Raw genomic sequence first — 12,988 nt, forward strand, 5'->3', positions numbered from 1 at the left:
GCGAGAGCCTGCCGAGCAGGGAACGCTGGGGTGGCGTGGGGGTGGGCGGCGGGGTGTTCTGGGTGGGCGGTGCCACGGAAGAGACCTCCAGGTCGGGGCGGCGTGCGGGCATGATCGATCGACGTGCCGACCAGACTTCCCGGCGCCCCTGTGGAGATGTTCTCTGAAGTTGTCCGAATGTGTCGGTGAAGCGCCCACCCTACCTGGGAGGTGCGGGGCGTGATCGTACGAGGTGATCGTCGGTCTGCATGCCCGATGGGCACCCGGCGCGTCGCCGGGTGCCCATCGGAGCCGTACGTGTGCAGCGGTTTCGTGTCGTCAGTCCTCGTCGGACGAGGAGGACGGCAGCTGGGTGGTGATCAGGTCCATCACCGAGGAGTCGGTGAGCGTGGTGACGTCGCCCAGCTCGCGGTTCTCGGCGACATCGCGCAGCAGCCGGCGCATGATCTTGCCGGACCGGGTCTTCGGCAGCTCGGCGACCGGCAGCACCCGCTTGGGCTTGGCGATCGGGCCGAGCGTCGCCCCGACGTGGTTGCGCAGGTCCGCGACCAGCTCGTCGGAGGCGGTCGCCGTACCGCGCAGGATCACGAACGCCACGATGGCCTGACCGGTCGTCTCGTCGGCCGCGCCGACCACCGCGGCCTCGGCGACCGACGGGTGGGAGACGAGGGCCGACTCGACCTCGGTGGTCGAGATGTTGTGCCCGGAGACGAGCATGACGTCGTCGACCCGGCCGAGCAGCCAGACGTCGCCGTCCTCGTCCTTCTTCGCACCGTCGCCCGCGAAGTACTTGCCCTCGAACCGCGACCAGTAGGTGTCGATGAAGCGCTGGTCGTCGCCCCAGATGGTGCGGAGCATGGAGGGCCACGGCTCGGTGAGGACGAGGTAGCCGCCCCCGCCGTTCGGCACCTCGTTGGCCTCGTCGTCCACGACGGTGGCGGAGATGCCCGGCAGCGCGCGCTGGGCGCTTCCCGGCTTCGTCTCCGTCACACCGGGCAGCGGCGAGATCATCATCGCGCCGGTCTCGGTCTGCCACCAGGTGTCCACGATGGGGCACTTGTCGGCGCCGATGTTCTTCCGGTACCACATCCACGCCTCGGGGTTGATCGGCTCACCGACCGAACCGAGGACGCGCAGCGAGGACAGGTCGAACTTCGCGGGGATGTCGTCGCCCCACTTCATGAACGTACGGATCGCAGTCGGGGCGGTGTAGAGGATCGTGACACCGTACTTCTGCACGATCTCCCAGAACCGGCCCTGGTGCGGGGTGTCCGGGGTGCCCTCGTACATGACCTGGGTCGCGCCGTTGGCCAGCGGCCCGTAGACGATGTACGAGTGGCCGGTCACCCAGCCGATGTCGGCGGTGCACCAGTAGACGTCGGACTCCGGCTTGAGGTCGAAGACCGCGTGGTGCGTGTACGACGCCTGGGTGAGGTAGCCGCCGGAGGTGTGCAGGATGCCCTTCGGCTTACCCGTGGTGCCCGAGGTGTAGAGGATGAAGAGCGGCTGCTCCGCGTCGAAGGCATCGGGGGTGTGCTCGGCGGACTGCCGGGCGGTGATCTCGTGCCACCAGACGTCGCGGCCCTCGGTCCAGGCGGTGTCCTGGCCGGTGCGGCGGACGACGAGGACGTGCTCGACGGTGTCGAACCGGGAGACGGCGTCGTCGACGGCGGGCTTCAGCGCGGAGGGCTTGCCGCGGCGGTAGCCGCCGTCGGCCGTGATGACGACCTTGGCGTCCGCGTCCTTGATACGGGCGGCGATGGCGTCGGCGGAGAAGCCGCCGAAGACCACGGAGTGCGCGGCGCCGATGCGGGCGCAGGCCAGCATCGCGACGGCGGCCTCGGGGATCATCGGCAGATAGACGGCGACCCGGTCGCCCTTGCCGACGCCCAGCTCGGTGAGCGCGTTGGCGGCCCGGGAGACCTCGTCCTTCAGCTCCGCGTAGGTGATGGCCCGGCTGTCGCCCGGCTCGCCCTCGAAGTGGATGGCGACCCGGTCGCCGTTGCCCGCCTCGACGTGGCGGTCGACGCAGTTGTACGCGACGTTCAGCTTGCCGTCCGCGAACCACTTGGCGAAGGGCGGGTTGCTCCAGTCGAGGGTCTCGGTCGGCTCGGTGGCCCACGTCAGGCGGCGGGCCTGCTCGGCCCAGAAGCCCAGCCGGTCCGCCTCGGCCTGCTCGTACGCCTCTGCGGTGACGTTGGCGTTGGCGGCCAGCTCGGCAGGCGGAGCGAACTTCCGCTCTTCCCGAAGCAGGTTGGCCAGGCTCTCGTTGCTCACGACTTCTCCCAGTCCCAGGGTGTCCGTTGTGTCCCGGGGCATAGCTCATCAGGCGCGAGGCCGGGTGACAAGGGCCTGCCGGGAATTGGTTTAGACCTGTGTTCTCGTGTATGGGGCCATGATCCCGCTCCGCGTTCGAGACCCGCCGAACGACGCGTGGCGCGCGACGTTTCCGGCCATCCGAACGGGGTCGTCTGGGGGTCATCTGATGGCACGGGCCTCGGGTCCGTCCGGTTCAGGCCGGAGGCGTTCGGGCTAGCTGATAACTCCTACTGGTGAATAAGAAGCTTTTCATTCGGTATGTCGCCCTTGCTGGTGCGGGACCGCGTGCGAATTTGGCCGCGCCGTCGTCGGTACTTCGTCGTACTTCGGCGCACTTCTATGCACTTCGGCGCACATGACCTGCAAGGAAGAGGGTGGGCGGATGATGGCCGCCACGAAGAGGATCGCCATGGGCGTCATGTCCACGGCCCTGGTCGCCGTTCTCGCGGGCTGTTCCGGCTCTGTGTCCGGCAACGGGACCGGAGCCGGAGGATCGGCGTCCGGAGGCGCGGAGACCGACGCGGAGAAGGGCGCCCACGGCGCCAAGGAGAACCCGCCGGCCAACGCCCCGAAGAACGCGGTCAAGCTCATCGGCGACGGCTCCACCGCCTTCACCGGCGTCCAGCCGAACATGCCGGCCGTCGAACGCCTCGCCCCCGGCGAGAAGCCTCCCCAGTTCGTGGTGTTCTCCTGGGACGGCGCCGGGGAGGACAGCCAGAAGCTCTTCTCGCACTTCCGCGGCGTGGCCAAGAAGTACAACGCGAAGATGACGTACTTCCTGAGCGGCGTGTACCTGCTGCCGGAGGAGAAGAAGGACCTCTACAACCCGCCCCAGCACGCGCCGGGCCGCTCCGACATCGGCTTCAACGACACCGAGGGCATCCGCGACACCCTCGCCGAGGTCCGAGCCGCCTGGAAGGACGGCAACGAGATCGGCACCCACTTCAACGGCCACTTCTGCGGCGCGGACGGCGGCGTCGGGACCTGGTCCGTCGATGAGTGGAAGAGCGAAATCAGCCAGGCGAAAGCTTTCGTCAAGGGCTGGAAGACCAACACCCCGGAGCTGAAGGGCGAGGCGCCGCTCCCCTTCGACTACGAGAAGGAACTGATCGGCGCCCGCACCCCCTGCCTCGAAGGCAAGGACAACATGGTCGCCGCCGCCCGGACCATGGGCTTCCGCTACGACTCCAGCGGCGTCGGCAACCAGGTCTGGCCCCAGAAGAAGGGCGGGGTCTGGGACATCCCGCTCCAGCTCGTCCCGATGCCCGGCCGCGCCTTCGAGACCCTCTCGATGGACTACAACTTCATGGTCAACCAGTCCGGGACGACCACCCAGGGCGACCCCTCCCAGCACGAGTACTGGGGCAACCAAATGCGGGACGGGCTGCTCCAGGCCTTCGACCGCTCGTACAAGGGCAACCGGGCGCCCCTGATCATCGGCAACCACTTCGAGTCCTGGAACGGCGGCACCTACATGCGCGCCGTCGAGGAGACCATCGCGAACGTCTGCACCAAGGAAGGCGTGCGCTGCGTGTCCTTCCGGCAGCTCGTCGACTGGCTGGACGCGCAGGACCCGAAGACGCTGGCCAAGCTCACGACGCTCGGCGTCGGCGAAGCCCCGAAGACGGGCTGGTCGTCCTACCTGGGCAACCAGCCGGGCGCCGCGCAGCCCGAGAAGAAGCCCGCGGGGAAGCCTGCCGAGAAGCCCGCGGAGGCCGACGCGGGTGCGCCTCCCGCGGGGGCGACCGGCTGAATCCCGACTGACCGCACCGCGGTCGCCGCACCACTGCGGTCGCTGCACCACCGAGCCATCGCATCACCATCACCGCATCGTTCGCCGGTCACCCTGGGGTGGCCGGCGAACGACATTCGGGGCCGGTGTTCGGGGAGCCGGCGTTCCGCGACGGCTCCCCGGCGTACGGCTTCAGGCGGGTGCCGCGACGCCCGCCCCGGCGTGCCGTTCGTCGAGGACGAAGGCCGGGTCGACCTGGGCCGCCAGGTCGGCGCCGGTCTTCTCGTTGCCCCAGCTCTCGGCGTTCTTCAGGTGGAAGTGCACCATCTGGCGCGTGTAGCGCTCCCAGTCGCGCAGCCCGTACGAGTCCTCGGCGGTGTCCTGCAGCGTCTGCAGGGCCATCCGGTTGTCGGCCTCCAGCAGCTCGAACCTGGACGGCCGCCCCTTCTCCATCGACCGCACCCAGTCGGAGTGGCCGATCCCGATCAGCAGGTCGTCGCCGACCTCCGCGCGCAGGAACTCCAGGTCGTCCGGGCCCTGCACCTTGTTCCCGACGACCTTCAGGGCGACGCCGAAGTCGCGTGCGTACTCCTTGTACTGGCGGTACACCGACACCCCCTTACGGGTCGGCTCCGCGACCAGGAACGTCATGTCGAAGCGGGTGAACATGCCCGAGGCGAACGAGTCCGAGCCCGCCGTCATGTCGACCACGACGTACTCGTCGGGGCCGTCGACCAGGTGGTTGAGGCAGAGCTCCACCGCCCCGACCTTGGAGTGGTAGCAGGCGACTCCGAGGTCGGACTCCGTGAAGGGGCCCGTCGCCATCAGCCGGATGTCCCCGTCGTCGAGCCGCACCGTACGCGCACAGGCATCGAAGATCGGGTTGTCCTCGCGGACCCGCAGCAGCCGGGAGCCCTCCCCGGGCGGAGTCGTCTTGATCATCGTCTCGGCCGAAGCGATACGGGGGTTGGCGCCCCGCAGGTAGTCCTTGATGAGGGGGAGGTGAGCGCCCATGGCGGGCAGCGCGGCGGCCTCCGTGTCGTCCAGCCCGAGGGCTGCCCCCAGGTGCTGGTTGATATCGGCGTCCACGGCGATGACGTGGGCTTCGTTGGCGGCGAGGTGGCGGATGAAGAGCGAGGACAGCGTGGTCTTGCCGCTGCCGCCCTTCCCGACGAAAGCGATCTTCATGTTCACCTAGGGTAGTGGCTCCACTGCGGTGCGCTGTCATCGTTCGTGAAGATGGCCACTTGAGGGTGGTCCGGGTGGGGTGGGCGCGTAGCCTCGCTACTTATGAGTACGACTGCCTCAGACCCGCTTGCCGCGCTCGGCTCTCTGCCCGGCGTGCCCGATGCCGTGGACTCCGTACGCAAGGCCGTCGACCGGGTCTACGGCCACCGCGTCATGCGGCGCCGCAGCAATGAGGTCACGGCCGAAGCCGCACTGCGGGGTTCTCGTGGTTCGGCCGCGCTGGCCGGTGCCGACTGGAACCTCGAAGAGGTCCGCCGGCGTACCGACTTCAGCGGGGAGGACGAGGCGCGCACCGTCGGTGCGGCGCTGCGACTCACCGCGGAAGCGGGGCAACTCCTTTCCATCTGGCGGCAGTCGCCGCTGCGGGTGCTGGCCCGGCTTCATCTGGTCGCGGCCGGCGGGGCGACCCCCGACGACACGGTGGGGCGCCCCCGGCTGGCGGGCGAGATCGTGGACGAGCCGCTGATCGAGGCGCCGCTTCCCGGGTCCGAGGAAGTCGCCGGACGACTCGAAGGACTCTCAAGTCTGATCATCGAGGGCGGCAGCGCCCCCGCCCTGGTCACGGCCGCCGTGGTGCACGGTGAACTGCTGGCGCTGCGCCCCTTCGGTTCGCACAACGGGCTGGTGGCCCGGACGGCCGAGCGCATCGTCCTGATCGGCAGCGGGCTGGACCCGAAGTCGATCTGCCCGGCCGAGGTGGGGCACGCGGAACAGGGTCGGGCGGCCTATGTCGCGGCGTTCGAGGGCTACACGGCCGGAACCCCCGAGGGCATGGCCGCCTGGATCACCCACTGCGGGCGCTCCATCGAGCTGGGTGTACGCGAGTCGACCGCGGTGTGTGAGGCGCTGCAGCGAGGCGCCGCCTGAGGGGTCGGCTGGGGTCCGGCGAACGCCGGCGCCGGGGCGATCGCCCGCACTGGGGAGATGGCCGCACTGAGGAGATGGCTCGGCCAGGGGCGATGGCCCGGTGCAAGGGTTGCGGCGGTACCGGAGTGCGGTACCGCCGCTGGCACGTCGGCCCAGTTACCAAGCGTCCTCGTAAATTGCCCATCAGGTCGGGTGCTTTGCCCGTCACCTGGTGCGGCTGGCCCGTATTCGACGGGTCGACGTCGCGTGGGTGCTCGGCTTTCGTGCGCGGTCCGTGGGGCCGTTCTGCGTACAACAGGTCATCCTCGCGGATGTCCTTGGTCTCGCGGGCCGTTATGTCCTTTGTACTCCAGGACCAGAGGAACGGAAACCCCTGGCCCCGCTTCTTTACTTTTGGGTTCAATCATGGGCGAATGGGACGGCGAACCGGACGAGGGGCGCCGCCTGGCTGTCGCTTCACCCGGGCAGGACGGCCCCGGCGGTACGGCGGCGACTGGCGTACCAGACCAGCCCGGCGGTGACGGCCGCCGCGCCGACTGCAGCCGCCGCCACGAGGGCGGGGCGCGGCGGCATCGAGAAGGCGGGCAGGCGCTGCTTGAGCCGGACCGGGCGGTTGAAGACGAGAATCGGCCACTCGCGAAGGGTCGCTTCGCGGCGCAGCGCGCGGTCGGGGTTGACCGCGTGCGGGTGGCCGACCGACTCGAGCATCGGCACGTCGGTCGCCGAGTCGCTGTAGGCGTAGCAGCGCGAAAGGTCGTACCCCTCCGAGACTGCGAGCGCCCTCACGGCCTCGGCCTTGGTGGGTCCGTAGGCGTAGTACTCGATCTCTCCCGTGAAGCAGCCGTCGTCGCCGACGACCATGCGTGTGGCGACGACCCGGTCGGCGCCGAGCAGTTCGCCGATGGGTTCGACGACTTCGGCGCCCGAGGTCGAGACGATGACCACGTCGCGTCCTGCCGTGTGGTGTTCCTCGATGAGGGTGGCGGCCTCGTCGTAGATGATCGGGTCGATCAGGTCGTGCAGGGTCTCGGCGACGATCTCCCTGACCTGCTGGACGTTCCACCCCTTGCAGAGGGCGGAGAGGTATTCACGCATCCGCTCCATCTGGTCGTGATCGGCGCCACCGGCGAGGAACACGAACTGTGTGTACGCGGTGCGCAGTACAGCGCGGCGGTTGATCAGTCCGCCTTGGTAGAAGGACTTGCTGAAGGTCAGCGTCGAAGACTTCGCAATGACCGTCTTGTCCAGGTCAAAGAAGGCTGCTGTGCGCGGCGAGAAGCAGTTTTCCACAACGCTGAGCATAGGGGCCCACCATTCGGCGTAAACTCCGGCGCGTGGGTTTGCCTGAGAAGGGCCTCGGGTACACCATGGAAGTCACGGATCGTTCGCGACCGTGCTAACCCGGTCCGACTCCTCCCCCCCCCGAGTCGGCCGTGGGGACGACCCCCGCTCTCCCCCCCGGCGGGGGTCGTCGCATGTCCGGACGCGTTTTGGGGGCGGAAACCACCTTATGTCTCCCATCTGGCCGTCGTCGGCCTGATCGTGTGAGCCGACCTTCGTGCGACTCGTCTCGTCACAGTGTGTAGCCAAGGGGCTGCACTCCGGAAGTCGCTGGTTTGGGTGACGAAGTTATTCACAACCCCGGGGTTGTCCACAGTTTTTCATCAAGATCCACATGTTTTTCCGTGGTGCTGCACGTTGATTCCACCCGCGAAGTCCGCGGGGGCCGGAATCGCGCATCTCGGAAACGCTCCGAGAACACCGCGAACCGCACTGAAGGGGCAGTGAGAAGGGGGCGGAGATCGTGGCTGGATCCCTCGCAGGGGAAGAGGCGGCGGTGGCCGACGGGCGGCGCGGCGGCCCGCTGATCGTGACGGAGGACGTGGAGCTGCTCGACGACCTGCTGCGGCTGTGCGCGGCGGCCGGTGCCGAGCCGGAGGTCCATCACGGGCCGCCCGGGCATCGTGGCAGCTGGGAGCGGGCCCCGATGGTGCTGGTGGGCGATGACGCAGCCGCGCGATGCCGGGGCGCCGGCCGGAGGAAGGGGGTGATGCTGGTCGGCCGGGACCAGGACGACCCGGACGTATGGCGGCGGGCGGTGGAGATCGGGGCCGAGTACGTGCTGCGGCTGCCCGATTCCGAGGGCTGGCTCGTCGACCAGATCGCCAACGCCGCCGAAGGCGTGGGGCGGCCCGCGCTCACCGTCGGCGTGATGGGCGGCCGGGGCGGCTCCGGCGCGTCGACGCTGGCCTCCGCCCTTGCCGTGAGTGCGGCGAGGTCCGGTCGGCGGACGATGCTGATCGACGCCGACCCGCTGGGAGGCGGCATCGACGTCCTGCTCGGCGGCGAACGGGCCCAGGGCATGCGGTGGCCGGATTTCGCGCAGTCGAAGGGGCGGCTGGGGGGCGGAGCCCTTGAGGACTCGCTGCCCGCGCTCCACGGGCTGCGGGTGCTGAGCTGGGGACGCGACGACGAGGTGGTGATCCCGCCGCAGGCGATGCGGGCGGTCCTCGCCGCCGCGCGCCGACTCGGCGGAGTGGTGGTCGTCGACCTTCCGCGCCGGGTCGACGAGTCAGTCGCCGAAGCCCTGGCCCAACTCGATCTCGGGCTGCTCGTGGTGCCGGGCGAGCTGCGCGCGGTGGCCGCGGCCAAGCGCGTCGCGTCCACGGCCGGAATGGTGCTGGACGACCTGCGGGTGGTGCCCCGGGGCCCGTATGCGTCGGGACTGGACGGTCGGTGGCTCGCCCGGGCCATCGGTCTTCCGCTCGTCGGTGAACTCCCCTGGGAATCAGGGCTTCTGGACTCCCAGGACGGCGGCACCCCGCCCGGTGGCAACCCCCGGGGCTCGCTGGCCCGCTTCTGCGCGGCCTTCTGGGACCAGGTGGCGGTGGCCGGCGACACGAGCCCCGTGACCGGCCCGCCCGGAGGAGGGACGGCATGACGGACGAACTGCTCGACGCCGTACGTCAGCGGCTGGCACGCAGCGGTGCCGCTCCCACACCTGCCGGAGTGGCCGCCGCCCTGCGAGCCCAGGGACGGCTGCTGGGGGATGCCGAGGTGCTCGGAGCGGCAGAGGAGCTGCGCGGCGAGCTCGTCGGCACGGGAGTGCTGGAGCCGTTGCTCGCGGATCCCGAGGTGACCGATGTGCTGGTGTCCGCACCGGACCGGGTGTGGGTGGACCGGGGCGGCGGGCTCCAGCTGACGGGCGTCACCTTCTCGGACGCGGCGGCGGTCCGGAGGCTGGCCCAGCGTCTCGCGGCGGTGGCCGGCAGGAGGCTGGACGACGCACGGCCCTGGGTGGACGCACGACTGCCCGACGGCACACGGATGCACGCCGTGCTGCCCCCGGTGGCCGTCGGCTCGACCTGCCTCTCCCTGCGCGTGGTGCGGTCGCGGGCCTTCTCGCTCGCGGAGTTGGTGGAGGCGGGCACGGTGCCGCCGGGCGGCGACCGGATCCTGCGGGCCCTCGTGGAAGCCCGGATCTCCTATGTGATCAGCGGGGGCACCGGGGCGGGCAAGACGACTCTTCTCTCCAGCCTGTTGGGCGCGGTCGGCGTGAACGAGCGGATCGTGCTCGCCGAGGACTCCGCCGAACTGCGGCCGGACCATCCGCATGTGGTCCGCCTGGAGTCCCGGCCGGCCAACCAGGAGGGCGCGGGCCGCGTGACGTTGCGCGATCTGGTGCGGCAGGCGCTGCGCATGAGACCCGACCGGTTGGTGGTCGGCGAGGTTCGAGGTGCTGAAGTCACCCAGCTACTGGCCGCGTTGAACACTGGACACGAAGGAGGATGCGGCACCGTTCACGCGAACGCCGCCGAGCATGTCCCCGCCCGGCTGGAGGCGCTGGGTACCGCGGCCGGCCTCGACCGGGTCGCCCTGCACAGCCAGTTGTCGGCCGCGCTCTCCGTGGTCGTCCATCTCGTACGGGACCGCGCGGGGCAACGACGGGTCGCAGAGGTGCACGTCCTGGAGCGGGATGCCGCGGGCCTCGTCTTCACGGTCCCGGCCCTGAGCTGGGGTGTCGGGGGCTTCGTTCCGGAGCGGGGATGGGAACGGCTGCGGTCGCTGATCGGCGGTGCGCTGTGACGGCGATGGAGTCGGCGACGACGGCGGCAGCGGTGACATCGGCGTACGGGGCCCACGCGATGGCTCTCTGCGCGGGATCGGCGGTGTGGCTCGCGATGATGCGGGATCCGGGCGTGCGGCGGGCGCGGGTGCTGTTCGTGGACGCTCCCCCCGAGCCGCGACGGTCGTGGGGGCGGTGGTTACGTCTGCTCAGGGCTTGGGGGCGCCTGACAGAGACGGCCCGGAAGCGTCGGGAGTGGTGGTGCGTACCGGGCGCGTTCGTGCTCGCGGTGCTGGGGAGTTCGGTGCTTCCGCTGGTCGCGGGAGCCGTGGCGGTCCCGATGGTACGCCGATGGCTGCGGAGGCGGGCCGGGGCGCGGGAGGCGGAGAGGGGCGCGGTCGCGGTCGCGGCCCTGTGCGGAGCCGCGGCCGGGGAGCTGCGGGCCGGGCGCGAGCCGGGGCAGGCACTGCTGGTCGCGCTGCGCGAAGGCCTCGCGGAGAACGGGCCTGCGGCGTCGACCGCCTCCGGCAGCAGGCTGGGGGAGGCGGAGGCCGCGGTGCTGGCGGCGGCGCGGTTCGGCGGTGATGTGCCGGCCGCGTTGCGTGAGGCTGCGGAGGGTCCGGGGATGGGCGGCCTGTCCGGGATGGCCGCGTGCTGGCGGGTGGCCGTCGACGGCGGGGCGGGCCTGGCGACCGGGCTGGAGCGTTTGGAGGCGGCGCTGCGCGAGGACCGGCGCAGACGGGACGAGTTGCGCGCCCAACTGGCGGGGGCGTGGTCGACGGTTGTGGTCCTGGCGCTGCTTCCCGTCGCGGGTCTGGGGTTGGGCGCGGCCCTCGGCGCCGAGCCCCTGCGTGTACTGCTCCACACTCCGGGCGGCCTGGTCTGTCTGGCGGTGGGCTCGTTCCTGGAGGCGGCCGGGCTGTATTGGGCCCGCCGAATCGTGCGCGGAGGGGAGGCGGCGTGAACGCGGTGGGCGGAGAAGTTCTCCACAGCCTGGGGATGTCGGCGGCGGTTCTGGGGACGGCGGGGCAGGTGGCAGCCGTGATCGCGGCCGGATATCGGAAGCGGGCGGTTCGCGGGCGGGGTGCCCAGTTGTTGGGGGTGGGCGCGGCCCCGGGGCCCGGAAGGCGGAGCCGACTGACTGCGCGGCTGAGGGCGAGCGGTGGTCCGCGCCTTTCCGAGGGCGCTCGGCGGTGGGCGGCTCCGGGTGGGGCCTGGCTGACCGGGTGGATTCTGGTCGGTGGTGTGCTGGGCTGCGCGGTCGGGGCGGCCGCGGCGTACGGGATGTGGCGGTGGCAGCGGACCCGCCCCCGTGACCGTGCCGGCCACGGCCCTCCGGAGCGCGCCGTGATCGCCGGGCAGCTCCCCCTGGCCGCGGATCTGCTGGCCGCCTGTGTCGCGGTCGGGGCCGGTCCCCGGGAGGCGGCCGAGGAGGTGGGCCGATCCATCGGTGGCCCGGTCGGAGACCGGCTCGCCCGGACCGCCGTGGAGATCCGGCTCGGCGGCGAACCGGCCGAGGCGTGGGGCCGGTTCGCGGAGATACCGGGCGCAGGCCCGCTGGCCCGCTGTCTGCACCGGGCAGGTGCGACGGGGGCACCGGCGGCGGAGCCCATTGCCAGGCTGGCCGCGTCGATACGCGCCGAGCGAGCCGCCGCGGCAGTGGCGCGGGCACAACGGGCCGGGGTGCTGATCACCGCGCCGGTCGGCCTCTGCTTCCTCCCCGCATTCCTGGCGGTCGGGGTGGCGCCGGTGATCATCGGCCTGGCAGGCGACCTGCTCGCGAGCGGCGGTCCGGGCCAGTAAGGCTGCGCGCGGTTCGCGGCCGGCGGCTGCCTGCCGGTGGTCCTGGCAGTCATTCATTTTCGCTGTCACTCAGCTGTCACTCAAGGGTGTTCCGTTCGGGCGCCCGCTCATCATCGATGCTCATCGGGGGATGAAATGGAAACGAAGTTCTGGGACCGTGCCGTCGGCGCCCTGCGCGGGGGACGGCTGTTCACGGGGTGGCCGGACCGACGGGCTAAGTGGTCCGCCAGGTGGGCGGGTCGGCTCGGCCGGTCCGATCGGGGGATGACCACCTCCGAGTACGCGGTGGGAACGATCGCGGCGTGTGCCTTCGCGGCGGTGCTGTACAAGGTGGTGAACAGCGGGCCGGTGGTGTCGGCGTTGCAGTCACTGGTCGAGGACGCACTCGATGCGAAGTTCTGAGACTCGGTCGGGGCCAGGCCCGGGGGCCCGCTTCAGGGAATCGTGCAGGCGCCTCTCCCGGCGCGACTTCCGGTGCCTCAGCCGGGGGCTCTCGTGGGGTGCCACTCGGGGACGGCGCCGGGGCAGGGCTCCGAGCGGCGACGGGGGCGGTGGCCGGGCCGGTGATCGGGGCGCGGTGACCGCTGAGGCGGCTGTGGTGATCCCGGTGCTGGTGGCGTTCGCCCTGGCCCTGCTCTGGGCGTTGCTGGCTGCCGCGGACCAGATCCGTTGCGTGGATGCGGCGCGGGCGGGGGCTCGGGCCGCGGCCCGTTCGGAGCCGGAGACGGCGGTGCTGGACGCCGCGCGTGAGGCGGCGCCCCAAGGCGCCCGGGTCGAGATGGTGCGGGCCGGCGACCTCTGGCGCGTCCGCGTGGAGGCGCCGACCCGGGGCCCGGGTGTGCCGGCCCTGACGTTGAGCGCCGAGGCGGCAGCCCTGGCGGAGGACACGGTGGGGGGTGCCGCGCCATGAAGGCGAGGGGGCTTGGGGGCCGGGGGCTGGGTGGTGCCCTTTG

11 protein-coding genes are annotated in these 12,988 nt (G+C 71.1%); 8 read left to right on the top strand and 3 right to left on the bottom strand.

Annotated elements, in window-relative coordinates; all coding sequences use genetic code 11:
* Nucleotides 1–318: 318 nt before the first annotated feature.
* Nucleotides 319–2,319 carry an acetate--CoA ligase gene (gene acs / locus D3105_RS26740; RefSeq protein ID WP_118905562.1) on the bottom strand — a complete coding sequence of 667 codons (2,001 nt, stop codon included), beginning with the start codon at nucleotides 2,317–2,319 and terminating at the stop codon, nucleotides 319–321.
* Between the two features lie 382 nt (nucleotides 2,320–2,701).
* Here acs and D3105_RS26745 point away from each other — a divergent pair, with 382 nt between their 5' ends.
* Nucleotides 2,702–4,072, top strand: coding sequence for a hypothetical protein (locus D3105_RS26745; RefSeq protein ID WP_118905563.1), 1,371 nt, complete (start codon nucleotides 2,702–2,704; stop codon nucleotides 4,070–4,072).
* A gap of 171 nt (nucleotides 4,073–4,243) precedes the next feature.
* Here D3105_RS26745 and D3105_RS26750 read toward each other — a convergent pair whose 3' ends face one another.
* Nucleotides 4,244–5,239, bottom strand: coding sequence for an ATP-binding protein (locus tag D3105_RS26750; protein ID WP_118905571.1), 996 nt, complete (start codon nucleotides 5,237–5,239; stop codon nucleotides 4,244–4,246).
* Between the two features lie 102 nt (nucleotides 5,240–5,341).
* On the opposite strand from D3105_RS26750, the gene D3105_RS26755 reads away from it, so the two are divergent.
* Complete coding sequence (locus D3105_RS26755) at nucleotides 5,342–6,166, top strand: oxidoreductase (RefSeq protein ID WP_118905564.1); 825 nt, start codon at nucleotides 5,342–5,344, stop codon at nucleotides 6,164–6,166.
* Nucleotides 6,167–6,622: 456 nt separating this feature from the next.
* Here the strand turns inward: D3105_RS26755 and D3105_RS26760 are convergent, their stop codons facing one another.
* A complete protein-coding gene (locus D3105_RS26760; protein WP_118905565.1) occupies nucleotides 6,623–7,468 on the bottom strand; it encodes an HAD family hydrolase in 846 nt (281 codons plus the stop codon).
* 502 nt (nucleotides 7,469–7,970) lie between these two features.
* Here D3105_RS26760 and ssd point away from each other — a divergent pair.
* The 6 genes from ssd (at nucleotide 7,971) to D3105_RS35790 (ending at nucleotide 12,945) form a co-directional block, all read left to right on the top strand.
* Complete coding sequence (gene ssd / locus D3105_RS26765; RefSeq protein WP_206272903.1) at nucleotides 7,971–9,107, top strand: septum site-determining protein Ssd; 1,137 nt, start codon at nucleotides 7,971–7,973, stop codon at nucleotides 9,105–9,107.
* Nucleotides 9,104–10,252, top strand: a complete 1,149-nt coding sequence (locus D3105_RS26770; RefSeq protein WP_118905567.1) for a TadA family conjugal transfer-associated ATPase — start codon at nucleotides 9,104–9,106, stop codon at nucleotides 10,250–10,252. The genes ssd and D3105_RS26770 overlap by 4 nt, the downstream gene beginning before the upstream one ends.
* Before the next feature lie 5 nt (nucleotides 10,253–10,257).
* Entirely contained in the window at nucleotides 10,258–11,196 is a 939-nt protein-coding gene (locus tag D3105_RS26775) for a type II secretion system F family protein (RefSeq protein WP_118905572.1), read from the top strand.
* A gap of 35 nt (nucleotides 11,197–11,231) precedes the next feature.
* Nucleotides 11,232–12,035 (top strand): type II secretion system F family protein, encoded by an 804-nt coding sequence (locus D3105_RS26780; protein ID WP_165891091.1) that lies wholly within the window; start codon nucleotides 11,232–11,234, stop codon nucleotides 12,033–12,035.
* A 135-nt stretch (nucleotides 12,036–12,170) separates the two neighbouring features.
* Nucleotides 12,171–12,437, top strand: a complete 267-nt coding sequence (locus D3105_RS35895; protein ID WP_118905569.1) for a DUF4244 domain-containing protein — start codon at nucleotides 12,171–12,173, stop codon at nucleotides 12,435–12,437.
* Nucleotides 12,438–12,612: 175 nt separating this feature from the next.
* Entirely contained in the window at nucleotides 12,613–12,945 is a 333-nt protein-coding gene (locus tag D3105_RS35790) for a TadE family type IV pilus minor pilin (RefSeq protein WP_276311864.1), read from the top strand.
* The last annotated feature ends 43 nt before the right edge of the window (nucleotides 12,946–12,988 follow it).

Source organism: Streptomyces globisporus, from assembly GCF_003501885.1.
Lineage (GTDB): Bacteria > Actinomycetota > Actinomycetes > Streptomycetales > Streptomycetaceae > Streptomyces > Streptomyces globisporus_D.